At 68.5% G+C, this 26,405-nt stretch carries 25 protein-coding genes and 2 pseudogenes; 13 read left to right on the top strand and 14 right to left on the bottom strand.

Features of this window, described 5'->3' with window-relative positions:
• Positions 1 to 1,111, top strand: a 1,111-nt coding sequence (locus AOK16_RS00005; protein ID WP_157859037.1) for an ATP-binding SpoIIE family protein phosphatase, incomplete at its 5' end; no start/stop codon positions are given.
• A gap of 228 nt (positions 1,112 to 1,339) precedes the next feature.
• Here the strand turns inward: AOK16_RS00005 and AOK16_RS00010 are convergent.
• The 4 genes from AOK16_RS00010 to AOK16_RS00025 are packed head-to-tail and all read right to left on the bottom strand — an operon-like array spanning position 1,340 to position 5,291.
• On the bottom strand, positions 1,340 to 2,122 hold the full coding sequence (locus AOK16_RS00010; protein WP_055470097.1) for a succinate dehydrogenase/fumarate reductase iron-sulfur subunit: 783 nt from the start codon (positions 2,120 to 2,122) through the stop codon (positions 1,340 to 1,342).
• Positions 2,119 to 4,092, bottom strand: coding sequence for a fumarate reductase/succinate dehydrogenase flavoprotein subunit (locus tag AOK16_RS00015; protein WP_055470098.1), 1,974 nt, complete (start codon positions 4,090 to 4,092; stop codon positions 2,119 to 2,121). The genes AOK16_RS00010 and AOK16_RS00015 overlap by 4 nt, the downstream gene beginning before the upstream one ends.
• A complete protein-coding gene (locus AOK16_RS00020) occupies positions 4,092 to 4,934 on the bottom strand; it encodes a hypothetical protein (RefSeq protein ID WP_055470099.1) in 843 nt (280 codons plus the stop codon). Before AOK16_RS00020 ends, AOK16_RS00015 begins: the two co-directional genes overlap by 1 nt.
• Before the next feature lie 60 nt (positions 4,935 to 4,994).
• Complete coding sequence (locus AOK16_RS00025) at positions 4,995 to 5,291, bottom strand: hypothetical protein (RefSeq protein WP_055470100.1); 297 nt, start codon at positions 5,289 to 5,291, stop codon at positions 4,995 to 4,997.
• A 376-nt stretch (positions 5,292 to 5,667) separates the two neighbouring features.
• On the opposite strand from AOK16_RS00025, the gene AOK16_RS00030 reads away from it, so the two are divergent.
• The 7 genes from AOK16_RS00030 to AOK16_RS00060 all read left to right on the top strand — a co-directional run bounded on the left by AOK16_RS00030 (position 5,668) and on the right by AOK16_RS00060 (position 15,799).
• Entirely contained in the window at positions 5,668 to 7,557 is a 1,890-nt protein-coding gene (locus tag AOK16_RS00030) for an ABC transporter family substrate-binding protein (protein WP_055470101.1), read from the top strand.
• A 150-nt stretch (positions 7,558 to 7,707) separates the two neighbouring features.
• Complete coding sequence (typA, locus tag AOK16_RS00035; protein WP_055470102.1) at positions 7,708 to 9,606, top strand: translational GTPase TypA; 1,899 nt, start codon at positions 7,708 to 7,710, stop codon at positions 9,604 to 9,606.
• A 413-nt stretch (positions 9,607 to 10,019) separates the two neighbouring features.
• The gene (locus AOK16_RS00040; RefSeq protein WP_055470103.1) at positions 10,020 to 11,657 is read left to right on the top strand and encodes a peptide ABC transporter substrate-binding protein; all 1,638 of its coding nucleotides are present in this window, start codon (positions 10,020 to 10,022) and stop codon (positions 11,655 to 11,657) included.
• 118 nt (positions 11,658 to 11,775) lie between these two features.
• Positions 11,776 to 12,699 (top strand): ABC transporter permease, encoded by a 924-nt coding sequence (locus AOK16_RS00045; protein ID WP_055470104.1) that lies wholly within the window; start codon positions 11,776 to 11,778, stop codon positions 12,697 to 12,699.
• Positions 12,692 to 13,621 (top strand): ABC transporter permease, encoded by a 930-nt coding sequence (locus AOK16_RS00050; RefSeq protein ID WP_055470105.1) that lies wholly within the window; start codon positions 12,692 to 12,694, stop codon positions 13,619 to 13,621. Before AOK16_RS00045 ends, AOK16_RS00050 begins: the two co-directional genes overlap by 8 nt.
• 20 nt (positions 13,622 to 13,641) lie before the next feature.
• Positions 13,642 to 14,676 carry an ABC transporter ATP-binding protein gene (locus tag AOK16_RS00055; RefSeq protein ID WP_398718157.1) on the top strand — a complete coding sequence of 345 codons (1,035 nt, stop codon included), beginning with the start codon at positions 13,642 to 13,644 and terminating at the stop codon, positions 14,674 to 14,676.
• Positions 14,669 to 15,799, top strand: a complete 1,131-nt coding sequence (locus AOK16_RS00060) for an ABC transporter ATP-binding protein (protein WP_055470107.1) — start codon at positions 14,669 to 14,671, stop codon at positions 15,797 to 15,799. Before AOK16_RS00055 ends, AOK16_RS00060 begins: the two co-directional genes overlap by 8 nt.
• A gap of 95 nt (positions 15,800 to 15,894) precedes the next feature.
• Here the strand turns inward: AOK16_RS00060 and AOK16_RS00065 are convergent, their stop codons facing one another.
• Complete coding sequence (locus tag AOK16_RS00065; RefSeq protein ID WP_240483299.1) at positions 15,895 to 16,305, bottom strand: ATP-binding protein; 411 nt, start codon at positions 16,303 to 16,305, stop codon at positions 15,895 to 15,897.
• Positions 16,306 to 16,472: 167 nt separating this feature from the next.
• Between AOK16_RS00065 and AOK16_RS00070 the strand changes: the two genes are divergently transcribed.
• Genes AOK16_RS00070 through AOK16_RS00080 form a run of 3 tightly spaced genes read left to right on the top strand, consistent with a single transcriptional unit; the run spans position 16,473 to position 17,775 of the window.
• A complete protein-coding gene (locus tag AOK16_RS00070) occupies positions 16,473 to 17,363 on the top strand; it encodes a helix-turn-helix domain-containing protein (protein WP_079100890.1) in 891 nt (296 codons plus the stop codon).
• An 11-nt stretch (positions 17,364 to 17,374) separates the two neighbouring features.
• Entirely contained in the window at positions 17,375 to 17,572 is a 198-nt protein-coding gene (locus tag AOK16_RS00075) for a DUF397 domain-containing protein (RefSeq protein WP_055470109.1), read from the top strand.
• Positions 17,569 to 17,775 carry a DUF397 domain-containing protein gene (locus AOK16_RS00080; protein WP_055470110.1) on the top strand — a complete coding sequence of 69 codons (207 nt, stop codon included), beginning with the start codon at positions 17,569 to 17,571 and terminating at the stop codon, positions 17,773 to 17,775. Before AOK16_RS00075 ends, AOK16_RS00080 begins: the two co-directional genes overlap by 4 nt.
• Positions 17,776 to 18,233: 458 nt before the next feature.
• Here AOK16_RS00080 and AOK16_RS29150 read toward each other — a convergent pair.
• The 7 genes and pseudogenes from AOK16_RS29150 to AOK16_RS00110 all read right to left on the bottom strand — a co-directional run.
• Positions 18,234 to 18,548 (bottom strand): annotated as a pseudogene (locus AOK16_RS29150) (ATP-binding protein); the annotation flags it as partial.
• Between the two features lie 122 nt (positions 18,549 to 18,670).
• Positions 18,671 to 19,408: a class I SAM-dependent methyltransferase gene (locus tag AOK16_RS00085; RefSeq protein ID WP_055470111.1), complete on the bottom strand. Its 738-nt coding sequence runs from the start codon at positions 19,406 to 19,408 to the stop codon at positions 18,671 to 18,673.
• Positions 19,409 to 19,469: 61 nt separating this feature from the next.
• Positions 19,470 to 20,864 (bottom strand): hypothetical protein, encoded by a 1,395-nt coding sequence (locus AOK16_RS00090; RefSeq protein ID WP_055470112.1) that lies wholly within the window; start codon positions 20,862 to 20,864, stop codon positions 19,470 to 19,472.
• 2 nt (positions 20,865 to 20,866) lie between these two features.
• On the bottom strand, positions 20,867 to 21,631 hold the full coding sequence (locus tag AOK16_RS00095; RefSeq protein WP_079100891.1) for a hypothetical protein: 765 nt from the start codon (positions 21,629 to 21,631) through the stop codon (positions 20,867 to 20,869).
• A 38-nt stretch (positions 21,632 to 21,669) separates the two neighbouring features.
• Positions 21,670 to 22,245: a CYTH domain-containing protein gene (locus AOK16_RS00100; protein WP_055470114.1), complete on the bottom strand. Its 576-nt coding sequence runs from the start codon at positions 22,243 to 22,245 to the stop codon at positions 21,670 to 21,672.
• A 157-nt stretch (positions 22,246 to 22,402) separates the two neighbouring features.
• On the bottom strand, positions 22,403 to 22,702 hold the full coding sequence (locus tag AOK16_RS00105) for a hypothetical protein (RefSeq protein WP_055470115.1): 300 nt from the start codon (positions 22,700 to 22,702) through the stop codon (positions 22,403 to 22,405).
• Positions 22,703 to 22,781: 79 nt separating this feature from the next.
• On the bottom strand, positions 22,782 to 23,291 hold the full coding sequence (locus AOK16_RS00110) for a nucleoside-diphosphate kinase (protein WP_055470116.1): 510 nt from the start codon (positions 23,289 to 23,291) through the stop codon (positions 22,782 to 22,784).
• 407 nt (positions 23,292 to 23,698) lie between these two features.
• Between AOK16_RS00110 and AOK16_RS00115 the strand changes: the two genes are divergently transcribed.
• Both AOK16_RS00115 and AOK16_RS00120 read left to right on the top strand, forming a co-directional pair.
• Complete coding sequence (locus AOK16_RS00115) at positions 23,699 to 24,358, top strand: NUDIX hydrolase (protein ID WP_055470117.1); 660 nt, start codon at positions 23,699 to 23,701, stop codon at positions 24,356 to 24,358.
• Complete coding sequence (locus AOK16_RS00120; protein WP_055470118.1) at positions 24,355 to 24,765, top strand: NUDIX hydrolase; 411 nt, start codon at positions 24,355 to 24,357, stop codon at positions 24,763 to 24,765. Before AOK16_RS00115 ends, AOK16_RS00120 begins: the two co-directional genes overlap by 4 nt.
• Before the next feature lie 401 nt (positions 24,766 to 25,166).
• Here AOK16_RS00120 and AOK16_RS00125 read toward each other — a convergent pair whose 3' ends face one another.
• Together AOK16_RS00125 and AOK16_RS00130 are read right to left on the bottom strand one after the other, a co-directional pair.
• Positions 25,167 to 25,814, bottom strand: a complete 648-nt coding sequence (locus AOK16_RS00125; protein ID WP_107098228.1) for a DUF4230 domain-containing protein — start codon at positions 25,812 to 25,814, stop codon at positions 25,167 to 25,169.
• Positions 25,815 to 26,017: 203 nt separating this feature from the next.
• Positions 26,018 to 26,278: pseudogene (locus tag AOK16_RS00130) on the bottom strand (MFS transporter); the annotation flags it as partial.
• Between the last annotated feature and the right edge of the window lie 127 nt (positions 26,279 to 26,405).

The following is a 26,405-nucleotide window of genomic DNA, read 5'->3' on the forward strand; positions in this document are numbered from 1 at the left end:
CGAGGTCGGCGGCGACTGGTTCGACGTCATAGAGCTGCCCGGCCACCGCACCGCCCTGGTCGTCGGCGACGTGATGGGCCGCGGCCTGCGCGCCGCCGTTGCCATGGGCGAACTGCGCACCGCCGTACGGACGTTGGCGCTGCTCGACCTCGAACCCGCCGAGGTGCTCTCGCAGTTGGACGAGATCGCCCGGGGCCTCGGCGCCCCCGCGGGCGCCCACGCCTCCCGCAAGGGGATGGCGGGCGGACGCGCCGCCGACCTCGCCGAGGTCTACCTCGCGACCTGCGTGTACGCGGTGTACGACCCGGTCACCCGGCGGGCCACGGTCGCCAACGCCGGGCACCTGCCGCCCGTGCTCGTCGCGCCGGGCGAGTCCGCCGAACTGCTCGAAGTGCCCACCGGCATGCCGCTCGGGGTGGGCGGCGAGCCGTTCGAGGAGGTCGAGGTCGAACTCCCCGACGGCGCCCTCCTCGCGCTCTACACCGACGGGCTCGTCGAGTCCCGCGACCACCCGCTGGACGAGGGCCTGGACGCCTTTCGCAAGGCGCTCGGCGACCCGCCGCCCGCGCCCGCCGCCGGGGACCCCAGCCCGCTGGAGGACCTGTGCGACCGGGTGCTCTCCACCCTCGACACCGGCCACGGCGAGGACGACATCGCCCTCCTGATGGCCCGCGTGCAGGGCCTGCCCGCGGATTCGGTCGGCGACTGGACGCTCGCCCCCGAACCGCGGTCGGTGGCCCGCGCCCGCGAACTGGCCCGCGGCCAGCTGGTCGCCTGGGGCCTGGACGCCCTGGTGGACACCACGGAGCTGCTGGTCAGCGAGCTGGTCACCAACGCCATGCGGTACGGCGAGGGCGAGATCCGGCTGCGGCTGCTGAAGGACCGCACCCTGGTGTGCGAGGTGTGGGACGGCGGGCTGGTCCAGCCGCGCCGCCGCCGCGCCCGCGACACCGACGAGGGCGGCCGCGGCCTCCAGCTCGTCGGCCTCCTCAGCATGGGCTGGGGCAGCCGCCGGACCCCGCGCGGGAAGACGGTCTGGTTCGAACTCGCCATCCCGGACGGGGACTCGCCGCTACCGGACCCGACGGACGCCCTGCTGAGCCTGTTCTGACGCACGGCCACCCGGGAGGGTCGCGGGTAGTTCGGGCAGCAGCGCCGCGCCGCCGGACGGCACTGCCGGACCGCGCCGCGAGGCTTCCCGCCGCTGCGGCGGAGAATTTCACCGCCGCAACGGCGAGCAGCCACGACGGCCCCGGCCCGGACGGGGCCCCTCCCAGCGGTAGCCGGGGGAGCCGAACCGACCGGACCGGTTCAAGCGGTCACCACATCGGCGCCGCGGCTACGGCTTGCGCCGCAGGATCTTGTTGCCGAGCCACACCAGGGGGTCGTACTTGCGGTCGACCGCCCGCTCCTTCAAGGGAATCAGGGCATTGTCCGTGATCTTGATGCCCTCGGGGCACACCTCGGTGCAGCACTTGGTGATGTTGCAGTAGCCCAGGCCGTGATCGTCCTGGGCGGTGCGCTTGCGGTCGATGCCGGCCTCGGCCGCCGCGTCCAGCGGGTGCATGTCCAGCTCGGCGACCCGCATCAGGAAGCGCGGGCCCGCGAAGGCCCCCTTGTTCTCCTCGTGATCGCGCACCACATGGCAGGTGTCCTGGCACAGGAAGCACTCGATGCACTTGCGGAACTCCTGCGAGCGCCCCACGTCCTCCTGCTGCATCCGGTAGTCGCCCGGGCCGAGCCCCTGAGGCGGGACGAACGACGGGACCTCGCGCGCCTTCGCGTAGTTGAAGGACACATCCGTCACCAGGTCGCGTACGACCGGGAAAGCGCGCAGCGGGGTGATCGTGATCGTCTCGTCCCGGCCGAAGACCGACATCCGCGTCATGCACATCAGCCGCGGCCGCCCGTTGATCTCCGCGCTGCACGAACCGCACTTGCCCGCCTTGCAGTTCCAGCGCACCGCCAGGTCCGGGGCCTGGGTGGCCTGGAGGCGGTGGACGATGTCGAGGACCACCTCGCCCTCGTTCACCTCCACCTTGAAGTCCTCCAGTCCGCCGCCGTCCTCGTCGCCCCGCCACACCCGGAAGTGGGCCAGGTAGGCACTCGTACTGGTGGTCACTGGGTGAGCTCCTCGTCCGTCAGGTACTTCACCAGCTCCTCCTTCTCGAACAGCCCCAGCAGGTCGGGGCGGATCGGCGGCACCTCGCGCCGCTCCAGGCGGATCTGGCCGCGCTCCGGGTCGGCAGCCGCGATGCCGCCCGTCGGGTCGATCAGCGAGCAGACCAGGTTGATCCGCCGCCACTCCCGGTCCATGTGCGGATGGTCGTCCCGGGTGTGCCCGCCGCGGCTCTCGGTGCGCTCCAGCGCCGCCCGCGCCACGCACTCGCTGACCAGCAGCATGTTCCGCAGGTCGATCGCCAGGTGCCAGCCCGGGTTGAACTGCCGGTGCCCCTCGACGCCCGCGTGCCGGGCCCGCACCCGCAGTCCGGAGAGCCGGTGCAGCGCCTCGGTCATCTCGCCCTCCCGCCGGATGATGCCGACGAGGTCGTTCATCGTCTGCTGGAGCTCCTGGTGGAGGGTGTACGGGTTCTCGGCGGGCCGCCCCTGCGAGTGCTCTGCGCCCTGGCCCTCGGCCTGGCCCTCCGCGCTGAACGGGCGCAGCGCCTCCGCCTCCGCGGCCGCGATGTCCGCCTCGCCGGGCGAGGGCCGCATCCCCGCCGCAAGGGCGGCCGCGTACTCCGCCGCGTGCAGCCCGGCCCTGCGGCCGAACACCAGCAGGTCGGAGAGGGAGTTGCCGCCCAGCCGGTTCGAGCCGTGCATGCCGCCCGCGACCTCGCCCGCCGCGAACAGGCCCGGCACACCGCGCGCCGCGGCCGTGTCCGGGTCGACGTCCACGCCGCCCATGACGTAGTGGCAGGTCGGGCCGACCTCCATGGGCTCGGCGGTGATGTCCACGTCCGCCAGCTCCTTGAACTGGTGGTGCATGGAGGGCAGTCGGCGCTTGATGACATCGGCGGGCATCCGCGTGGAGACGTCCAGGAACACCCCGCCGTGCGGGGAGCCGCGGCCCGCCTTCACCTCGGAGTTGATGGCGCGGGCGACCTCGTCGCGGGGGAGCAGCTCGGGCGGACGCCGGTTGTGGTCCGGGTCCTCGTACCAGCGGTCGCCCTCGCCCTCGGACTGCGCGTACTTCTCCTTGAACACGTCCGGGATGTAGTCGAACATGAACCGCTTGCCCTCGCTGTTGCGCAGCACCCCGCCGTCGCCGCGCACCGACTCGGTGACGAGGATGCCCTTCACCGACGGCGGCCAGACCATGCCGGTGGGGTGGAACTGCACGAACTCCATGTTGATCAGCGGGGCCCCGGCGAGCAGCGCGAGGGCGTGCCCGTCGCCGGTGTACTCCCAGGAGTTGGAGGTCACCTTGAAGGACTTGCCGATGCCGCCGGTCGCCAGCACCACGGCCGGCGCCTCGATGACGAAGAACCGGCCGGACTCCCGCTCGTAGCAGAAGACGCCGGAGACCTTGCCGCCGGACTTCAGGCCGTCACTCTTCAGGACCCGGGTGACCGTGCATTCCTGGTAGACCTTCAGCCGCGCCTCGTAGTCGCCGAACTCCCGCTGGTCCTCCTGCTGGAGCGAGACCATCTTCTGCTGGAGCGTGCGGATCAGCTCAAGGCCCGTGCGGTCGCCGACGTGCGCGAGGCGCGGGTACTCGTGGCCGCCGAAGTTGCGCTGCGAGATCCGCCCGTCGGCCGTACGGTCGAACAGCGCGCCCCAGGTCTCCAACTCCCAGACGCGGTCCGGTGCTTCGCGCGCGTGCAGCTCGGCCATCCGCCACTGGTTGAGGAACTTGCCGCCGCGCATGGTGTCGCGGAAGTGGACCTGCCAGTTGTCGCCCTCGTTGACGTTGCCCATGCTGGCCGCGATGCCGCCCTCGGCCATCACCGTGTGGGCCTTGCCGAACAGCGACTTGCAGATGACGGCGGTGCGCAGGCCCTGTTCGCGGGCCTCGATGGCCGCGCGCAGCCCGGCGCCCCCCGCGCCGACCACGACCACGTCCCACGCGTGCCGTTCCACAGCAGACATCAGAAGAACCTCGGATCGTCGAATACACCGGTGGCGAGCAGGTACACGTAGAAGTCGGCCAGCGCGACGCTGATCAGCGAGGCCCAGGCGAGCCGCGCGTGGCGCGCGTTGAGCCACCCCACCCAGCCCCACAGCCGGTAGCGCACCGGGTGCTGGGAGAAGTGCTTGAGCCGGCCGCCGACGATGTGCCGGCATGAGTGGCAGGAGAGGGTGTACGCCCAGATCAGCACGATGTTGGCCAGGAAGACCAGCGTGCCGAGACCCATGTGGCCCCACGCGTAGGCGGAGTTCCGGAAGGCCAGCACGGTGTCGTACGTGAGGATGCCCGCGACCGGGATCGCCGCGTAGAAGAAGTACCGGTGGATGTTCTGCAGGATCAGCGGGAAGCGGGTCTCGCCGGTGTACTTCCCGTGCGGCTCGGCCACCGCGCAGGCGGGCGGCGAGGCCCAGAAGCCGCGGTAGTAGGCCTTCCGGTAGTAGTAGCAGGTCAGCCGGAAGCCGAGCGGGAAGATCAGGATCAGCAGGGCGGGGGACAGACCCCACCAGCTGCCGAAGATCTCCCAGTTGGGGCCGCCCTTCATGGTCTCGCAGTTCTCCGCGAGGCAGGGCGAGTAGAAGGGCGAGACGTACGGCGCCGCGTAGTAGTCGGCGTTCGCGAAGGCCCGCCAGGTCGAGTAGACGACGAACGCCAGCAGCCCGGCCGCGGTGGCCGCGGGCGCCAGCCACCAGCGGTCGGTCCGCAGGTGCCGGGCGGAAATGGCGGCGCGCGTGGCGGAGAGCACTCCGCCACGCGCGCCGTCGGGTTCGCCGGTGTCCGTTCGGGGTTGGGTACCAGTGGCCAAGGTGGATGACTCCAGGCAGGAGTGGGGTCGACTGCGGACGCGGCTGACGTACGGGATTCCTTACGGCGCGTGCCGGTCGCGCGCGCCGAGCCCCTCGTCCTCGGCGTCGGCCCACAGGGCGGCGTTGTACGGGGTGTCGGGGATGGTGACCATCTCGGGTTTGAGGGTCTCGCCCCGGTTCCGCTCCGGCGGGGCGCTCTCGCGCAGCAGCGCGAGGCTCTCCCTCAGGTGGTCGGTGTCGGCGCGCACCCGGCGGATCTCCAGACCGCCACCGACGTGCTGTTCCAGCCGGTTGACGGTTCTGGCCAGCTCGTCGAGGGAACGCTGTGCGGCTGTCAGGTCGTCGGAAACGGACATAGGGACTGCCCTCGCCTTCGCGCGTGCGGCTCGCTTCGTTCGATGGCAACGCGGACCCGCGGTCGTCGTTGAGGGGCCGACCGCGGATGTGGAGGAAGTGTTGCGCGTCACATCCCGCGTTGGCTAGGCCACGTCCGGGATTCCCCCGTCGTGGCGAGCGCGCGTCGTCGTGCACGCCCCAGCCGTGCGCCCCAGGACGTCTGTGCGGCCCGCCGCCGTACGAGTGGCAATCCGCGTTCCTGTGCCGTGTCGGCGCGCCGGGGTGGAACCTCTCGTTTTCAGTGGTCCATGGATATATGTGATGAGCGACATAAGCGCCCGAATGTGTGCGTTTCGCTCGACCAGAGCGCAGGCAGTGCAAGTGGAGGTCCCCGTCATGTCATCGCGTACACGCCAGCGGCGCCGCACCGCGTTCCTCGTGGCGGGCGCGCTCCTCCCCCTGCCCGTACTGGCCGCCTGCGGCAGCTCCTCCGAGGGCACGCCCGCGGCCACGGCCGTGCCGCAGGACGTCGGCGCCTCCTCGCGCGGGGGCCTGCGCGAGAGCGGGACGCTGCGCTGGGCGATCGACGCCGTGCCCGCGACGCTCAACACCTTCCAGTCCGACGCCGACGCCGCCACCGACCGCGTCGCGGGCGCCGTCCTGCCCGCCCTGTTCACCCTCGACCAGCGCGGCAGGCCGCAGCGCAACCCCGACTACCTGGCCGCCGCCGACGTCATCGAGCGCGAGCCGAAGCAGGTGGTCAGCTACCGGCTCAACAAGAGCGCCGTCTGGACCGACGGCCGCAAGCTCGGCGTCGAGGACTTCACGGCCCAGTGGCAGGCGCTGCGCGGCAAGGACCGCGCCTTCTGGACCGCGCGCAACGCCGGGTACGAGCGCATCCAGAAGATCGAGAAGGGCGCCGCGGCCGGGGAGGTGCGGGTCACCTTCGCCAAGCCGTACACCGACTGGCGCTCGCTGTTCTCGCCGCTCTACCCGCGGTCCGTGATGGGCACCGCGAACTCCTTCAACGACGGTGCGCGGGGGACCCTCCAGGCCACCGCGGGCCCCTTCGCGCTCCGGAACAAGGGCCGCAGCGAGGTCACGCTCGTACGGAACCCGAAGTGGTGGGGCGACAAGGCCCAGCTGGACAAGGTGGTCTTCGCCGCCGTGCCCCGCGACCAGCGCACGGCCGCCCTCGCGGCCGGCCGGCTCGATGTCGCCGAGGTCGACCGGAACGGCGTCGAGAAGATCCACGCCGCGTCCAAGGGGAAGAACGCGCAGACGATCCCCAAGAGCGAGCAGGGCGCGGCCGGCACCCAGGCCACGGCCGCGCGGGTCCGGCGGGCGGAGGCCACGCTGCGCGGCTTCACCGTCCGCAAGTCGCTGGAGCCCGCCTACACCCAGCTCGCGCTCAACGGCTCGGCCGGGCCGCTGGCCGACGAGCGGGTGCGCCGGGCCGTGGCCCGCGCGATCGACCGCAAGGCCATCGCCAAGGCCGTGCTCGGGCCGGTCGACCTGCCCGGGCAGGCGCTCGGCAGCCATCTGATGATGGTCGGCCAGCAGGGCTACCAGGACAACAGCTCGGCCCTCGGCGGCCAGGACACCGAGGCCGCCCAGGCCCTGCTCTCCTCCGCGGGCTGGCGCGAGGGCGGCGGGCTCGCCGGGGAGAAGGGGCCCCAGGCGCGGCTGGACCGCGGCGACCACGAGGACCGGGCCGGGAAGGGCGGCAAGGCCAGGCCGGCCGACGTCCGCACCCTCCAGAAGGACGGCAAGCCGCTGGCGCTGCGCTTCGTGCTGCCGACGGGCCCCGGCACCGAGCCGCTGCGCACCGCCGGGGAGCGGATCTCCCGGATGCTGCAGAAGGTCGGTATCCGGACGCAGATCACCAAGGTCGGCGACGACAGCTACTTCAAGGACCACATCGCCTCCGGCGACTACGACCTGGCCCTGTGGTCCTGGCCCGCCAGCGCCTACCCGGCCACCGACGCCCGGCCGATCTTCGCCAAGCCGCAGCCGGCCCCCGACGGCTCGCTGATCGTCGAGCAGAACTACACGCGGGTGGGCACCGACCACATCGACCAGCTCTTCGACCAGGCGATCAGCGAGCTGGACCCCTCGGCCTCGCGGGCCCTCGTACGCCGCGCCGACGCCCGTATCTGGGCCGCCGCCGGGTCGATCCCGCTCTACCAGCGCCCGCAGCTGGTGGCGGTCCGCTCGAATCTGGCCAACGTCGGGGCCTTCGGCTTCGCGACCCCGCGCTACCAGGACATCGGCTTCAAGAAGTAGCGGACGGGCCGGTACGGACGGGGCTGGGCGGCCGGTTTTCGCCCGGCCCCGTACCATGGGATGCGGCCGTGGCTTTCCTCTACGCACGGCGGGCGCGCGTACCCAGTCCTGTACGCGGAGCCCATCCACGATTCCGGGAGAAGCACCGTAGTGCCCACGCGCCACGACATCCGCAACGTCGCCATCGTCGCCCACGTCGACCACGGCAAGACGACCCTCGTCGACGCCATGCTCAAGCAGGCGGGCGCGTTCGCCGCCCACCAGCAGGTGGACGACCGGGTGATGGACTCCAACGACCTCGAGCGCGAGAAGGGCATCACCATTCTCGCGAAGAACACCGCGGTCAAGTACCACCCCAAGGACGGCGGCGACCCCGTCACGATCAACATCATCGACACCCCCGGCCACGCCGACTTCGGCGGCGAGGTCGAGCGCGGCCTGTCGATGGTCGACGCGGTCGTGCTGCTCGTCGACGCCTCCGAGGGCCCGCTGCCGCAGACCCGCTTCGTGCTGCGCAAGGCGCTCCAGGCCCGGCTGCCGGTCATCCTCTGCATCAACAAGACGGACCGGCCGGACTCCCGTATCGACGAGGTCGTCAACGAGACCTACGACCTCTTCCTCGACCTGGACGCGGACGAGGACCAGATCGAGTTCCCGATCGTCTACGCCTGCGCGCGGGACGGCGTCGCCTCGCTGACCAAGCCGGAGGACGGCACGGTCCCGGGCGACTCCACCAGCCTGGAGCCGTTCTTCACCGCCCTGCTGGAGACCGTCCCGGCGCCGCAGTACGACGAGGAGGCGCCGCTCCAGGCGCACGTCACCAACCTGGACGCCGACAACTTCCTCGGTCGGATCGCGCTGCTCCGCGTCGAGCAGGGCGAACTGAAGAAGGGCCAGACCGTCGCGTGGATCAAGCGGGACGGCACGATCTCCAGCGTCCGCATCACCGAGCTGATGATGACCGAGGCGCTGACCCGCAAGCCCGCCGAGAAGGCGGGCCCCGGTGACATCTGCGCGGTGGCCGGTATCCCGGACATCATGATCGGCGAGACGCTGGCCGACCCGGAGAACCCGATCGCGCTGCCGCTGATCACGGTCGACGAGCCGGCGATCTCCATGACCATCGGTACCAACACCTCGCCGCTGGTCGGCCGGGGCGGCACCGGCAAGGGCGCGGACAACAAGGCTGCGGTCAAGGACCGCAAGGTCACCGCCCGCCAGGTCAAGGACCGGCTGGACCGCGAGCTGATCGGCAACGTCTCGCTGCGCGTCCTGGACACCGAGCGCCCCGATGCCTGGGAGGTGCAGGGTCGCGGTGAGCTGGCGCTGGCCATCCTGGTCGAGCAGATGCGCCGTGAGGGCTTCGAGCTGACCATCGGCAAGCCGCAGGTGGTCACGCAGGAGATCAACGGCAAGATGCACGAGCCGGTCGAGCGTATGACGATCGACGTGCCCGAGGAGCACATGGGCGCCGTCACGCAGCTCATGGGCGTCCGCAAGGGCCGTATGGACAACATGTCGAACCACGGCTCCGGCTGGGTCCGTATGGAGTTCGTCGTGCCGTCCCGTGGCCTCATCGGCTTCCGTACGGAGTTCCTGACCAACACCCGCGGTACGGGCATCGCCCACTCGATCCACGAGGGCCACGAGCCGTGGTTCGGCCAGCTGCAGACCCGGAACAACGGTTCACTGGTCGCCGACCGCGCCGGTGCCGTCACGCCGTTCGCAATGATCAACCTGCAGGAGCGCGGCGTCCTGTTCACCGAACCCGGCACCGAGGTGTACGAGGGCATGATCGTCGGCGAGAACTCGCGCTCCGACGACATGGACGTGAACATCACCAAGGAGAAGAAGCTCACCAACATGCGGTCGGCGTCGGCCGACTCGTTCGAGGCGGTCGTTCCGCCGCGGAAGCTCTCGCTGGAGCAGTCGCTGGAGTTCTGCCGCGACGACGAGTGCGTCGAGGTGACCCCGGAGGCCGTGCGCATCCGCAAGGTCGTCCTGGACCAGAAGGAGCGCGCCCGCACCGCCTCGCGCGCCAAGCGCTGACCTGACCGGATCTCATCGGTGGCCCGTCGGCTGTTGCCGGCGGGCCACCGGTGTTTGATGTGGCCGATGGGTTGGGCTGTCAACTGGTTTCTGTTGGATTGTGTTCGATAATCGGTGACTTCTTTGCGGAAGTTGAGGCAACCGTCCGATTCATGGGTGTCTGTAACGGATTAATTTGTCCGGATTCCGGACTTTCGGCAGCCGTGATGTGACCAAACCGAGATCCCTTACCCGTGGTTTGCCGCGCGAAATGCCCTGATAGTTGGCTTCATTGAGCTCGGGTCAATGGGTCACGCGCGAACGGGGTGCGCCGACTCACGAGCGACAGAGTGCCGGTGGCTGCTGTCAGGGGTGTCAGCGCGGCCGGCGCTCTTCCATGTAGACAAACAGTGGACTCCTGAGGAGGCGAACCCATGCGCGGTGCCAAGAGCGCCAAGTGGGTCGTGGGCGCGATAGTCGTGGCGATGGCCGCGAGCGCCTGCGGAGGCGGCAGCAGCGACGAGGGCGCGGGCAGCGGGGACGGGATCGTCACCGCGGCCTGGGGCGACCCCCAGAACCCCATCGAGCCGGCCAACACCAGCGAGGTGCAGGGCGGCAAGGTCCTCGACATGATCTTCCGGGGCCTCAAGGAGTACGACCCGAAGACCGGCGAGGCCAAGGACGCCATGGCCGAGTCCGTGAAGACCGACGACCAGCAGAACTTCACCTTCACCCTCAAGAAGGGCTGGAAGTTCAGCGACGGCACCCCGGTGACCGCCAAGTCCTACGTCGACGCCTGGAACTATGGCGCCTACCTGCCCAACAAGCAGATCGGCTCGTACTTCTTCTCCGACATCGAGGGCTACGACGACGTCCACCCCGCCGACGAGAAGTCCGAGCCCAAGGCCAAGACCATGTCCGGCCTCAAGGTCGTGGACGACCACACCTTCACCGTGAAGCTGAAGGAGAAGTTCTCCACCTGGCCGCAGCGCCTGGGCTACAAGGCCTACTCCCCGCTGCCCCAGGCGTTCTTCGACGACCACGACGCCTGGCTCAAGAAGCCCATCGGCAACGGCCCGTACCAGGTGGACTCGTTCCAGAAGGGCAAGGGCATGCAGCTCTCGGTCAACGAGAGCTACGCCGGGGACTCCAAGCCGAAGAACAAGGGCGTCGAGCTCAAGGTCTACACGGACTACAACACCGCGTACAACGACGTCCTGGCCGGCAACCTCGACGTGCTGGACGACGTCCCGGCCGGGCAGCTGGCCAACGTCGAGTCCGACATGGGCGGCCGGTACATCAACCAGCCCGCGGGCATCATCCAGACCCTGGCCTTCCCGCTCTACGCCGAGGGCTGGGGCACGAAGGACGCGGCCAAGGTCCGCCAGGGCATCTCCATGGCGATCAACCGCGAGGAGATCACCAAGAAGATCTTCCAGGACACCCGCACCCCCGCCAAGGACTTCACCTCGCCCGTGCTGGGCGTCCCAGGCGGCTACTCCGAGGACGTCTGCGGCGAGTTCTGCACGTACGACCCCAAGAAGGCCAAGCAGCTCATCGAGGAGGGCGGCGGCATCCCCGGCGGCCAGCTCGTGCTGTCCTCCAACGTGGACACCGGCTCCCACCGGGACTGGATGGACGCGGTCTGCAACAGCATCAACAACGCGCTGGGCAAGAAGGACTCCTGCCGCGTGAACCCGGTCGGAACCTTCGCGGACTACCGCAACCAGGTCACCGACAAGGAGATGAAGGGCCCGTTCCGCGCCGGCTGGCAGATGGACTACCCGCTCATCGACAACTTCCTCACCCCGCTGTACAAGACCGGCGCCAGCTCCAACGACGGCTCGTACAGCAACAAGGAGTTCGACGAGCTGCTCGGCAAGGCCAACGCCGAGGCGGACACCGGCAAGGCGATCAAGCTGTACCAGGACGCGGAGAAGCTCCTCGTCCAGGACATGCCCGCGATCCCGCTCTGGTACCAGAACGGCAGCAGCGCCCACTCGGAGCGCGTCGACAACGTGAAGCTGGACGCCTTCAGCGTCCCGGTCTTCAAGGACATCACCGTCAAGTGACGCCCTGACGAGGGCCTCCCGACACTCCGGGAGGCCTCCGTCGGCCTGCCTCTAGCGAGAGGGGGCGGCGGCCCGTCCCGTCCTGGGCCGCCGCCTCCCCCCACCTGAAGGAGTAGCCATGGGGCGCTACGTCATCCGACGACTGCTCCAGATGATCCCCGTGTTCGTGGGGACCACCTTTCTGATCTTCGCCATGGTCTACGCGCTCGGCGACCCCGTGGCAGCCATGTTCGGCGACCGGGCCCCCGACCCGGCGACCCTCGCCCGGATCCGCGCCGAACTCAACCTCGACAAGCCCCTGCTGCAGCAGTACCTGCTCTACATGGGCGGGATCTTCACCGGGGACTTCGGCCAGGCCTTCAACGGCCAGCAGGTCACCGAGCTGATGGGCGAGGCCTTCCCCGTCACCGCGCGGCTCACCATGATCGCCGTCGGTATCGAGATCGTCCTCGGCATCACCCTGGGCCTGTTCAGCGGGTTGCGCCGCGGCCGGCTCGTCGACACCCTGACGCTGATCTCCACGCTCGTGGTGATCTCCATCCCGGTGTTCGTGATCGGCTATCTCGCCCAGTACTTCCTGGCCGTCGAGTGGCAGCTCGTCAAGCCCTCGGTGTCCAGCGCCGCCACCTTCGACGAACTCATCGTCCCCGCCTTCGTCCTGGCCGGACTGTCCCTGGCGTACGTGACGCGGCTGACGCGGGCCTCCGTGGCGGAGAACCTGCGCGCGGACTACATGCGCACCGCGGTCGCCAAGGGCCTGCCGCGCCGCCGGGTGATCGGCGTGCACCTGCTGCGCAACTCCCTGATCCCCGTGGTGACGTTCATCGGCACCGACATCGGGGCGCTGATGGGCGGGGCGATCGTCACGGAGCGGATCTTCAACGTGCACGGCGTCGGCTACCAGCTCTACCAGGGCCTGGTCCGGGGCAACTCCCCGACGGTGGTCGGCTTCGTCACCATCCTGGTGCTCGTCTTCCTCCTGGCGAACCTGCTCGTCGACCTGCTCTACGCGGTCTTGGACCCGAGGATCCGCTATGCCTGACCAGATCGAGAAGACCGCCGTCGGCACCCTCGACCCCGAGCCCGTCGCCGCCGCTGCCCCGGCCACCGACCGGGAGAAGCCGCGCAGCCTGTGGAACGACGCGTGGCGCGAACTGCGCCGCAACCCCGTCTTCATCGCCTCCGCGCTGATGATCCTCTTCCTGGTGACCGTCGCGCTCTGGCCGTCCCTGTTCACCTCGACCAGCCCCACCGACTGCCAGCTCGCCAAGTCCCGCCAGGGCGCCGCGTCCGGCCACCCCTTCGGCTTCGACCTCCAGGGCTGTGACGTCTACGCCCGTACGATCTACGGCGCCCGCGCGTCGGTGACCGTCGGCGTGCTGGTCACCCTCGGCGTCGCGCTGCTCGGCGGCGTACTCGGCGGCCTGGCCGGCTACTTCGGCGGCTGGTGGGACGCGCTGCTGTCCCGGATCACGGATGTCTTCTTCGGCATCCCGATCCTGCTGGGCGGCCTGGTCATCCTGTCGGTGATCAAGGGCGGCAGCATCTGGACCGTCATCGGCTTCATGATCGCCCTCGGCTGGCCGCAGATCGCGCGCATCGCGCGCGGCTCGGTGATCACCGTCAAGCAGCAGGACTACGTGCAGGCGGCCCGCGCCCTGGGCGGGTCCACCGGCCGGATCCTGCTCCGGCACATCCTGCCGAACGCGGTCGCCCCCGTGATCGTGGTCGCGACCATCGCGCTCGGCATGTACATCTCGGTCGAGGCCACGCTCTCGTACCTCGGTGTCGGCCTCAAGCCGCCGACGGTCTCCTGGGGCCAGGACATCTCGGCGGCGGCCGTGCAGTACCGCAACGCGCCGCACATGCTGCTGTGGCCCGCGGGCGCGCTGAGCCTCACGGTCCTGTCGTTCATCATGCTCGGCGACGCGGTGCGCGACGCCCTCGACCCCAAGCTGCGCTGAGGGAGGCGTACGTGACCACTGTGGAGAAGAAGTCCGAAGGCCGGGTTCCGGCGCCGCGCCCCGAGGGCGAGGACGGCGGCCCGCTGCTCGAAGTCCGGGACCTGCACGTGGAGTTCCACACCCGGGACGGCGTCGCGAAGGCCGTCAACGGGGTGAGCTACAGCGTCGGCGCGGGGGAGACGCTGGCCGTGCTGGGGGAGTCCGGTTCGGGCAAGTCGGTGACCGCGCAGGCGATCATGGGCATCCTCGACATGCCGCCCGGCAGGATCCCGCGGGGCGAAGTGCTCTTCCGCGGCCGGGACATGCTGAAGATGTCCGCGGAGGAGCGCCGGAGGATCCGCGGCCGGAAGATCGCGATGATCTTCCAGGACGCGCTGTCCTCGCTGAACCCGGTGCTGAGCGTGGGCTACCAGCTGGGCGAGATGTTCCGTGTGCACGAGGGCCTGTCGCGCAAGGAGGCGCGGGCGAAGGCCATCGAGCTGATGGATCGCGTACGCATCCCGGCGGCGAAGGAGCGGGTGGGCGATTACCCGCATCAGTTCTCGGGGGGTATGCGGCAGCGGATCATGATTGCGATGGCGCTTGCTCTGGAGCCGGATCTGATCATCGCGGATGAGCCCACGACGGCGTTGGACGTCACCGTCCAGGCCCAGGTGATGGACCTGCTGGCCGAGCTCCAGCGCGAGTTCAACATGGGCCTGATCCTGATCACCCACGACCTGGGTGTGGTGGCGGATGTGGCCGACAAGATCGCGGTGATGTACGCGGGGCGGATCGTGGAGACGGCCCCGGTGCGTGAGCTGTATGGGAGCCCCGCTCACCCGTACACGCGTGGTCTGCTGGACTCCATCCCGCGGCTGGACCGCAAGGGGCAGGAGCTGTACGCGATCAAGGGCCTGCCGCCCAACCTGCTGAAGGTGCCGACGGGTTGCCCGTTCAACCCGCGCTGCCCGCAGGCACAGGACATCTGCCGTACGGACATCCCCGTACTGCACGACGTGGCCCCGGGCCGGGGCAGCGCCTGCCACTTCTGGAAGGAGACGATCGGTGACTGATTCTGTTGCGGCTCCTGCGGGGGTTGTTGGGGCTGCGGGAGTTGTTGGGGCTGTTGCGGCGGCTCGGGAGTCCCGGGAGTCCGGGAAGTCTCGGGAACCTCGGGAGCCGATCCTCCAGGTGCGGAACCTGGTCAAGCACTTCCCGCTGACCCAGGGCGTCCTCTTCAAGCGCCAGATCGGCGCGGTCAAGGCCGTGGACGGGGTCTCCTTCGACCTCTACCAGGGCGAGACGCTGGGCATCGTCGGCGAGTCGGGTTGTGGGAAGTCCACGGTCGCGAAGCTGCTGATGACGCTGGAGACGGCGACGGCGGGTGAGGTCTTCTACAAGGGCGAGGACATTACGCGGTTGTCGGGGCGGGCGTTGAAGGCGGTGCGGCGGAATATCCAGATGGTGTTCCAGGATCCGTACACGTCGTTGAATCCGCGGATGACGGTGGGCGACATCATTGGTGAGCCTTTTGACATCCATCCGGAGGTGGCGCCGAAGGGGGACCGGAGGCGGCGGGTCCAGGAACTGCTGGATGTGGTGGGCCTGAATCCGGAGTACATCAACCGCTACCCGCACCAGTTCTCGGGTGGCCAGCGCCAACGGATCGGGATCGCACGGGGGTTGGCGCTGAACCCCGAGATCATCATCTGCGACGAGCCGGTCTCGGCGCTGGATGTCTCGGTGCAGGCGCAGGTGGTGAACCTGATGGAGAAGCTGCAGGACGAGTTCGACCTGTCGTACGTGTTCATCGCGCACGACCTGTCGATCGTGCGGCACATCTCGGACCGGGTCGGGGTCATGTACCTGGGCCGGTTCGTCGAGATCGGCACGGACGAGCAGATCTACGACCACCCGACGCACCCCTACACCCAGGCGCTGCTGTCGGCGGTCCCGGTACCGGATCCCGAGGCGCGGGACGGCCGGGAACGGATCATCCTGGCGGGCGATGTCCCGTCCCCCGCGAACCCGCCGTCCGGCTGCCGCTTCCGCACCCGCTGCTGGAAGGCGCAGGCGCGGTGCGCCGAGGAGGTGCCGCTGCTGGCGGTCCCGACCCGCTTCGCGGCCTCGGCCTCACCGGCGGCGCACGAGTCGGCATGCCACTTCGCGGAGGAGAAGGACGTGGTCCACGCGTAGTCGCCTGCGGCTGGGCTTCGCGTGTATCGGTTGTGGCGCGCTGCGGAGGGTTTGCTCTCCGTGGCGCGCCACGTTGCGTTGCGGGTTCTGCTGGCTCAGGGGCTCTGCGGCCTGAGGTTGAACCACACCGCCTTGCCGGTGAGGCCGGCGTCCTTGTCGGTGTAGTCGTCCACGCCCCAGGCGTCGGCGCACGTCTCGACAATGGAGAGCCCTCGCCCGTTCTCGTCGTCCAACTGGGCGGTGAACGCGTGGGGTTGAGCGTCCCCGGCATCCCACACCGCGACCCGCACCCCGTCCGATGACCGGTCCACACTGACGTACGCGTCGGTTTCGCTGTAGCGGTACGCGTTGGTGACCAGCTCCGAAACGAGTAATTCGGCCGTGTCGACCAGGCAGTCGAGCCGCGCCGCACGCAACACGCTCCGAACCGTCGCCCGCACGACGCCGACAGCCCGCGGATCGTGGGGGATGAACAGTCCGTAGGACCAGGGGGGCTCTTCAGGCATGCGCATATGGCAGCCTCCAGGTGAGGACTATCTGTGACTGGTGCCACACGTACCGTAGGGCGAACGGTTAGAAATTTTCAACCTGGTTGCCCGGATGGGCAGTTACGAGATGGACTTGGCGTCGCGTCACGAGTGAAACTGTGCGAGCCAGCCAGGGGAGGAGCCGCATGGGGTTGAGGGTCAATCCGACCTACCGTCAGCGCCGCTTCGGAGCAGAACTCCGTAGCCTGCGCGACCGGGCGGGTCTCTCGTCCGGCGATGCGGCCGCCCTGTTGGGGATGCGCCAGTCCCAGCTCAGCAACATCGAGGCGGGCAAGACGGGGCTGTCTGCGGAGCGAGTTGAGCGGCTGGCGCGGGCTGCCGGTGAGAAATCTGACACCTATCTCAAAGCCCTGGTCGAGCTGGGGCAGGATTCGGGCAAGGGGTGGTGGAGCGGCTATCGCGAGGAGATGAGGCCGTCCTACCTCGACTTGGCCGAGCTCGAGGCGGCTGCCGCCAGGCTCAACAGCTATGAGCACATGTACATCCCCGGGCTGTTCCAGACTTTCGAGTACGCGATGGCTGTCCACCGCGAGAGTTTCGTCCCCACCCCGCCGGAAGCGCAGGAGCGACTGGTCGAGTTCCGTATGGAGCGCCAGAAGGTACTCAGAGGAGAGCGCCCGCCGCAGATGCACGCCATCATCCACGAGTCGGCTCTCCGGGTACGCTACGGCGGCAGAGAGGTCATGCGGGATCAGTTGCTCAAGCTGATCGAGGTATCGCGGTTCCCCAACGTGACGATTCAGGTGTATCCGCTGGACTTCGAAGGACGCGTAGCCTTCAACAGTTCGTTCATGATGCTTGAGCCGCCTGTCCGGGAATTGGGGACCGTCCAACTGGAGCAGTTCGGCAAGTCGTTGTACCTGGGGGACCGGGAGGGGATCACCAAGTACAGCGATACCTTTGCGTTGCTGGCCGAACTGGCGCTCCCGCCCATCGACCCCAGCGCCGCGCCGGAGGCTCGTTCCGCGAAGGACTCCCTCGGCCTCGTCCAGCACATCCTCTACCCACTGCTCTAGGAGAAGCGCGAATGTCCCAGCTCAGGTGGCGGAAGTCTTCATTCAGCACCGCCGAGGGCGACAACTGCGTCGAGGTCGCCTCCTTGGCCCAGGCTGTCGCCGTTCGTGACTCGAAAGATCCCGAGGGGCCATTCCTGACGTTCAGCTCCGACGCCTTTGCGTCTTTCGTATCCGCCGCGGTGAGTGGTGGGTTCGGGGAGGCGAGGTGACGCGAGCTGCGCTCAGGTGGCGGAAGTCGAGCTACAGCGAAGGCGGATCAGACACCTGCGTTGAGGTCGCGGCCTTGCCGCACGTCGTGGGCGTTCGGGACTCGAAGGACCCCGACGGGCCCGTGCTCACGTTCCGGGCGGGCGCCTTCGCGGCCTTCGTCGCCGCCGCGGCGAGTGGGGGGTTCCGGGCACGGGCCCGGTGAGCGGAACGGCCGACAGGGGGCCCGCCGGTCGGGCCCCTGACAGCGGGTCGCGCCCCCGCCCCCCGCGCCTACGCGCCGTACGTGACACGGACGTTCGCGAAGCCGAGGGACCGCAGGAGCCCTCCAGCATCCTCGTCGTGTTCTATTCGGCCTGGGCCGTCAGTCGGCACACCCCCACATCATCACGACGAGGGCTTTGGCCACATGAGATCGAGTCCCTCTGAAAGTCGCCGCAAGACGCTGGCGGAGATGGATGTCTACAGCTCGCGTAGACCGGTCAGCACCCGCCCGATGATCAGTGGCCCGGCCTGTTGGTCGTCGGTGTCGATGGGAGGCTGGGCGGGCACCTCGACCCAGACGAACTTCCCGGGATGCTTGCTGGGAGTGGTAGTAGCCCCAGCGGCGTGCCATCGCTGAGGTGAGGAGCAGTCCTCTCGGCCTCCGGTGGCATTCTCGTCGGCGGACTGAGGTGTGGGCAGGCGTGGGTCTTTGTCGCCGATGGCGAGAAGGACCCCCGTTCTGGTGGGCCAGAGCCTGAGCAAGATCGTGGCGAGTGCCGGCGAACTTTCGACGTCTGATGGTGTCTGCTCTGGGTGGGCATGGCAGATGGCGTTGGTAGTGAGTTCCGAGACGAGGGGTCGGGCTACCTCGGTGCCCTCGTCGGGGAATCGCCAGTGTCGTAGCACGTCGACAGTGTGGCGGCGGGCCCAAGAGACGGCGTTGGGTGTGGCCGCGAGGATCAAGTCGCTGACGGGTGGGTGGGGTTGATTCACGCGGGTGGCTCCCTCGGCTGCGTGGCCGGGCGGGTGCGGGGCACTGTGTGTGGCGCGGAAGGGCGGGCCCCGGAGGGCAGCGGAGGTCTGACCGTCCGGGGCCCGCTCGCCGCCAGGCGGCGCTACTTCGTCGCGACGACGTAGACACTGCCCCAGCGGCGCTTCGGGTTGGCCATGGAGGAGTCGAACGTCCAGGGTTCGACGGTGGTGAAGCCGGCTTCGGTGAAGAGCTGGACGAGCTTCTCGTGGTCGTACGCCCAGAGGTGCGCGGTGTAGTTGGGGTCGTCGTCCTGGTCGCGGAAGACGAGGTTGACGAGGTCGAGCTGGGTGTTGATGTCGCCGAGGCAGTCGCGCTTGGCGTACCAGCGGTCGATCGTCTCGGTGGAGCGGTCGAGGGCGCCGGGGTACTGGCTGAGCGCGAAGGCGGCGTCGGGGACGCCGGTGATGATCTGGCCGCCGGGTACCAGTACGCGGTGGGATTCGGCGACGTAGTGCTTGACGGAGCATGGGTAGTCGATGTGCTCCATGAAGTGCTCGGAGAAGATCGTCTGGACGGTGTCGTCGTGGAGGGGGATGCCTTCGCGGACGTCCCAGAGGAGGTCGGCGGGCGGGACGGCGTCGATGTTGAAGAAACCGTCGATGCGGTGGGTTCCGCCGCCGATCTGCACTTTGGTGGGCTTCTGGTCGATCCTGCCGCTGGGCCATGCGCGTTGGCTGGCGTGGTGGTGTCGGTGGAGTTCGATCTCCCGGGCGGCGGCTCGGAGGCTGCGGGCCAAGCCGTGGGTTGTGGCGGGGTGGTCCAGGAGAGAGGCGATCTGTCCGCTGAGGGGGTCGGTTGAGGGCATGCCGAAGCGACGCATGACGGCTCCTAGTCAAAGGGACGCTGTTGTGAGGGGCGGACTGCGGGGAACGCGGAGGGAGTCACGCGGCGCTGGGCGCGGGGGCAGTCCACTGGTTGTTCCGCATGAGGGTGTACTTGATGTCGACCAGTCGCGGGGCGATGGTCAGGTCGAGTTGCTCGGCCGGGTGGACGTGGCCGGCGTGGTCCTGCTCGGCACGCCACACGCGGTAGTCGAGGTTGGGATAGGCGGGGTTGATGCCGATCTCGCCTTTGGGCATCGTGCCGTTGAATGGCGCGACGATGTCCATGTGGTTCCAGTAGTTCCAGGCTTGCAGGGCCTTGTACTGGTCGAAATAGAAGTAGAAGTCGGGGTAGCGGCCGAACGTGCGCAGTTCCCGGTGGATGAGGTGGCCCAGGAGCGGGCCGAGCTGGGTGGCGAGGGCGTCGAATTCCCAGCGGGTGCGGTGCCAGGCTTCGGGGATCTCTCCAGGGGGGAAGAGGCGTGCGGCGACGAGGTGGCTGATCCGCTCGACGAGGTACGTACGCGCGTGGTCGGTGTCGACGGTGGGGTCGACCTGCATCAGGAGCGCGGCGAGCCGGTTGGGATGGGGGCGGAACTTCGCGAGGTCGAACTTGCCGGCCATGGCGGGGAAGGAGGCGAACAGCATCTCCTTGTACAGCCAGTTGTTCAGTTCCCCGAGTTCGGCCAGGCGGCGGGTGTGCTGGGAGGTGGAGTGGAGCATCAGATACTCCGCGAGCACCTCGAAGTACAGGTACCCCAGGATCGGCAGACGCTGGATGGTCTCGTCGAGCTGTTGGAGGAACGGTTCGGGGTCGACGCGCGTGCCTTGGTAGGCCACGGCGGCGGCTGTGGCGAGGAACGCGGCTGAGTTTTTGATGCGGCCGACGACGGTTTCGCCGAGGTGATGGCGCTCGGTCTTGCTGAGCAGGTATTCGAGGTGGCTATAGATCTGTAGGTGGATCAGGCCGAGTCGGAGGTAGTCGACGCCAGCGAGCCCCCGGTATGCCTGCGGTGGTGTGTTGATCTCGAAAATCAGGGGTGTCGGGGTGCGGTCAGTTACGCGGAGTCTGGCCAGGGAGGCCGGTGCTTCCTTCGTCAGCACGTAGGAGGCAAGGTTGTGCATACGGAAGCCCTGGGCGGTCTCAGTGAGCGGAGCGCAGTAGATGCTTCCGACGAGGCAGCCCCCTGACGGGTAGAGGACTCCCTGCTGGTTGATTTCCTCCAGGGCGTGGGTGACATGGAGCAGGTGCAGCTTGCCGTTGCCGCTCAACGCATCGAAGAGGGTGTTCTGGCGTAGAAGCTTCCCGTTCGGCGTCTCCTCGGCCAGGCGCTGGTCCCATGCTGCGGTCTGTGAGGCGAGCGGGTCGTTGGCGTCGGCAGGTCCGGGGATGAGCGTGGAGTCGAAGAAGGCGTGGGCATCGGCCCACAGGTGGTAGGCGTCGAGGAAGTCCACGGTTACACCAGGCCCTTCTCTGCCAGGGCGAAGCGGACGGCTTCGGGGCTGCTGGCGCCTGCCAGTTGGGCCTTCTCGGAGATGACCACGAGGTCGAAGGCGAGGCTGCGGAACTGGTCGAACGCCAGCTGGCGGACGCGCCGGACGTCCGGCCACCACTTGAGCTTCGGCAAGCGGTAGCGGTCCAGAGCGTCGGCGGCCTTGACCACGTCGACGATGTGCTCGGCGCGTGCGTGGTCGCTGCGGTCGTCGGTGCTGAAGGCGGTGTACGGAACGTCGTGCAGGCGCACGGCAGCGGCTGCCTGCACGATCCGGAAGGGCGTGGCGGTGATATCGAAGTGCCCCCACACGGTGTCGGCGTTCGCGGCGAGCCAGACGGCTGCGCGGTCGCCGTGCCCCTGATCGTCCTTGTCATGGCGGCGCTGGCAGTCGTGAATGGCGGCGGCGACGATCGCGGTGGCGGTGTCGGCGTCGTCCAGGCCGTTCGCCTCGGCGAGGACAGCGGCCAGTGCTGCCGTGCGCATGCCGTGTCTGACGCCATGGAGTGACGTGTACAGCCGGGGGTCGGCCATCCAGGCGGGTGGTACACCGGCGCGCTTGATCAGGCTCTGCGATGTGTGACGCAGGGTCCGCCGTGGTGCCGGCGGGAGGTCAGGCTGGTTGCCCGCGATCCACGCGATGGTCGTGTGATCCATGCACTGGTGGAGCGGTAGCCGCCCTTGGGCAGCCAGGTCGATCAGATTTGCGGTCGCTGGGGTCGTGCTCATCTGTGCCCACCCCCTTGGTGGTCTCCGCGGTGTCTTGCCTACCGGATAAGTGGGGCTTCCTGCTTGCGTTCCTTCTCGGCGGCCTCGAAGGCGGCAGTGAAGTCGGCCAGCTCCTGCTCAGTCATCAAGCTCACGCCCAATTCGGCGGCGACGTTCGTGATCTTCGCGGCTGCCTCGACACGATCGGCATCCGCGGCACCGTCGTCGAGCAGGATCTCGAACTCGGCGTGATAGCCCCACGCCTCGCTCCACTTGACCGCGATCTCGACGCCGTCGAAGCGGAAGTTGTGGCGGAAGTTGAACGCCTCGTGCATGGTCGTCTCGAAGCCGAGGGCGTTGAACACCTTCACCGCGGCGGGAACGTCGGCGGGGGCGATGGCGAACTCGGTCTCCGCGAAGGCCGTTCCCTGACCGATCTTGCTTCCCTTGAGCGTGATCTTGGCGGTCCCGGCGGCCGTGTTGTCGGTAACCTTCAGGAGCCTGTCGGGGAACACGTAGAAGTAGATGTGCTTGTCGTCCCTGCCTAGGTCTTCACCGTCCGCCTTCAGACGGGCGACCAGCTGGTCGTGGGCTTCCTTGGTGAAGCGGGCACGCATCTCGATCTCGACGGCCATGGGGTGCTGTCTCCTCGTTTCAGGCATGGCGAAGCCGCCCGGACCCTGCCGCAAGGGGGCCTGTCCGGTGGGGTGGCTGTGTGAAATTGGTGGTCAGAGGCGGGTGACGCGGCCGGTTCCAGGCGCCGGCCACATCACCCGATGTGCATCTGTGGTGTCACCCGAGGTCGCCGAAGCGGTCCTGGACGACGCCCGAGTGCAGGTAGGTCGGAATAGAGACGCCGCCCACCGAGGTGCGGCTGGTAGCGACCTGTTCCTCCGTGTCGCTGGGAAAGCCCTCCAGGAGGCGGAGGCACTGCTGGACCCATTCACGCGACTTGGGCCAGTCGCCCAGGTCACGGTGGCGCACCGCCAGGGCGTACGCGGTCTCTGTGGCCGCCCATCGGTCGGTTACCAGCTCTCGCTGGAAGATCGACTCCAGTTCCTCGGCGGAGGCCATGCGGGTCTGGTTGGTCATGGTGCCCTCTCAGGTCAGACGGTCGTGCGTAGTGGTGATCAACGCGTCGGCGCCCCCGCAGTGACGCCGTAAGTCACCTCTAGTAGGTGTAGATCTCGGCCAGCGTCTTGTAGTCCTGCAGCTCGTCCTTGTCGAACCACAGCTCCACCTCCTGCTTGGCCTCCTCCGCGTTGCCGGAGGCATGAACGAGGTTCGCTACCGCCTTGCCCGTGGCGATGCTGGCGGCAGAGCTGTAGTGCGACAGGTCCCCGCGCACCGTGCCGGCCGGAGCCTCGTTCGGATACGTGCTGCCCACGATCTTTCGGACGGTGGCGATGGCGTCATAGCCCTCCAGCACCAAGGCGATGACAGGCCCTTGCTGCATGAAGGTGGCAGTGACGCCGTAGACCTCCGAGCCCAGCCGCTCCTCCAGGTCGAAGTAGTGGCGGCGGGTGAACTCCTCGTCCATCCACTTCATCTTGGTGCCGACGATCTTCAGCGCGGCGTCCTCGAACCGCGAGATGATCCTTCCCGCCAGGCCACGCGCCAGCGCATCGGGCTTGAGTAGAACGAGCGTGCGCTCGACGGTGTGTGCCTGATCCTTGGGCATTGGCTCCCTTTCGCCTTTCTAACAACCGGACATGACGGGTTCTCAGCCGTCACCTGCTGAGGTTACCGGCGCTGACATGGCGGTTCGGACGTACGGGCAACGCCTCGGACGGGCGAAATGCTGACGGTGATGAAATTGGCCAACGGGACAGGGCCCAGATGAGCCAACTTCCCATCCAGTGTTACCTGTTGGTGCGTCGCATCTAAGATCTCCTCTGTGGTCGACTGACGCTCTCGCGCCACGCACTGGACTCCCAAGGGCTGAGCAGTTCACCGGGTGATTCCTTGCCCTGGTGACTCCGATTCTTCCGGAGCCCAATCCGCACCACTATGTAGCGCCAGTGCAGTGGGAGTGCACCTTCGGCGCGCAGGTTCCTGCACCGCGAGCGATGACGGAGGGGCAGCCTCGTGGACGTGATCGAGCTGTGGAGTGGCCGCTACGCCTGCCTGCTGCAATCCGCTCTGCGCTTCACCAACGAACAGTTCGCCGCCCGTCTGGGCATCGCTGTGCGGACCGTAGCCACCTGGCACTCCGACGCGGCCGTCGTACCCCGCCGGGAGATGCAGCAGCTCCTCGACACCATCCACGAGCAGGCCCCGGAGGCAGCGAGACAGCGCTTCGCACTCCTCGTCGCCGCCGAGCGGACCCCGGAGATTGCTCCACCGGTTGGCGCCCAAGCGCTCCGCGTGGCCATCGCCGTGGTCGTCCGGGATCACAAGGTGCTGTTGGTCTGCCGCCGCGACGACGACGCGACCGGCATCACCTGGCAGTTCCCCGCCGGTGTGATCAAGCCCGGCGGCAAGGCGGAGACCACCACGGTGCGGGAGACACTCGACGAGACAGGCGTCCACTGCGCGGTCCGGCAGCACCTCGGCAACCGGCTCCACCCGGTAACCGGTGTGCTGTGCGAGTACTTCCTCTGCGAGTACCTCGCAGGTGAGGCCAAGAACACCGACACCGTCGAGAACATCGACGTGATGTGGGTCCCCAGGAACGCAGTGACCCGCTTCATCCCCACCGATACGATCTTCCCGCCCATTCTCGCCGTGCTGGAGGAACAGACGTGACGCAGCAGAACGCAAACGAGCGACCGGGCATCGCCGCGGCGATCGTCGTCCACGAGAGCCGCGTGCTCATGGTGCGGCGCCGTGTCAGCGAGGGCCAGCTCTCCTGGCAGTTCCCCGCCGGCGAGGTCGAACCAGGCGAGACACGCGAAGACGCCGCCGTACGCGAAACCAAGGAAGAGACCGGCCTGGACGTGGCCGCCGTCAAGCTCCTTGGCGAGCGGGTCCACCCGAAGACGGGCCGGCTGATGTCGTACACCGCCTGCGAGGTCGCGGGCGGGACGGCCTACGTCGCGGACACCGACGAGCTGGCCGAACTCGCGTGGGTGGCGCACGCCGACATCCCCGAGTACGTGCCCTACGGGCTCTACGAGCCGGTGCAGCAGCATCTGGACGCCACGCTGAGGTGACTGCCGACCCGGGTATGGGTCGGCAACTCTGCTGGCTGAGTGGGAAGTTATTCTTGGTCGCGCCCCTCCCCGCGAGCGTAGACGCTTATTTTCTCATGCGAGTGCAGCTACACGTCGCTCAAGCTCAGCACGAGTCGGCCTCTTTGACGGCGGAGTAGCCGCTGGCTTTGGAGGAGAGGACGGTTCACCGCCACCTGACTGGCGCGAAGGACACGATCGCTGATGAGGCCTTCCCGCGGCGCTCTGGTACCGCTCTGACGATCACTGTGCATGTGCTCACGTTCCGGCGGGCCGCCTTCGCCGCGTTTGTCACGGCGGCGAGGGGGCGCCGGACGGTGAGCGGCGGGCCGGACCGTCCGGAGCCCGTTAGGCAGCGCCCTTGCCGGTCCGGCCCCGGCACCTCACGCGCCGTACGTGACCCGGATGTTCGTGAAGCCGAGGGAGCGTAGGAGGCCCTCCAGCATCCGCGTCGTGTTCTGCTCGGCCGTCGTCGTCAGGCGGCTGTCCTTGGCCGCGGACGCTATGTGCTTCGTGGCCAGTTTCTGGACCGCCTGTTCGTTGTTGGGGTTGTCGGAGAAGAAGTCGCCGAGCCGGTCGAAGATGCCGCGCTGCTTCGAGACGGTGTAGGACCGGTCCGGGTCGAGGGCCGGTTTGCCGAGGGCCGCGTGCGGGAGCTTGATGCTGGCGGCGGTCCGGGCCTCGTTGACCGTGACGTCCTCCTTGGCGAGGCCGCCCATGTCGACGTACGCGTCCACGGTGCCGGCGCCGACGTACAGCGTCCTCGTACCGCGGAGCGAGTCCGGCACGTACTTGGTGTCCTTCTCCAGGTCCACGACGACCTGGAAGTTGCCCGTGGCCGCCTCGTAGCGGCTGATGTCCTGGATGGACTCCAGCAGCGCGGGGCCCGAGCGGTCGCGCTCCTTCTCGCCCAGCACGTCGTCGAGCGACGGCAGCAGGCTGAGGCGCACCGCCGCCACCAGCGCGACGGCCACCAGAACCGCGCCGCCCGCCGCCTTCGCCCACCACGGCACAGTCTTGCCAGCACTCATGAGGGTGTTCCTCCCCTTTTTCTGTACGGATGCCCTCGTCCTGCGGAGATCAGTACGCCATGCCGCGGTCATGTCCTGGTCATGTTCGTCCTCAACTCCCGCCACTTCCCGGTCGGTTGGGACCGAATCGGTGGCTTCGGAATCGTGCCCTCCGCCGGGTCGACTGCCTACGATCGATCACCGGAGGGTCGTTGTGCAACGCATCACAGTCCGGTTGTCCGAGGGAAGCTGTGGGTGCGGGCGCCGAGCACGGCGAGCAGCACCGGCACCAGCAGGGCGAGCACGCTCCAGGGGAACGCGGTAGCGCCGAGCGCGTCGAGCAGCACGCCTCCGGCGATGCCGCCACCGGCCATGGCCATGTTCCACAGGGTGACGAGCATGGCCTGCGCCGCGTCGGCCTGGCCGCCGCCCGCCTGCCCGACGGCCGTCTGCAGGAGCGTCGGTACGCCGCCCCAGCCGAGACCGCAGGGGGTGCCCGGCCATGGCCCGCGGAGGCGAACAGGTGCCGGGATCGCGGCAACCTCGTGGCGCGAAGGGCCCTCTACCAGGACGCGGCACACCGCGACCGGACGGAGAGCAGGCAGTGGACCC

This window comes from Streptomyces pathocidini (assembly GCF_001418495.1).
GTDB classification, from domain to species: domain Bacteria; phylum Actinomycetota; class Actinomycetes; order Streptomycetales; family Streptomycetaceae; genus Streptomyces; species Streptomyces pathocidini.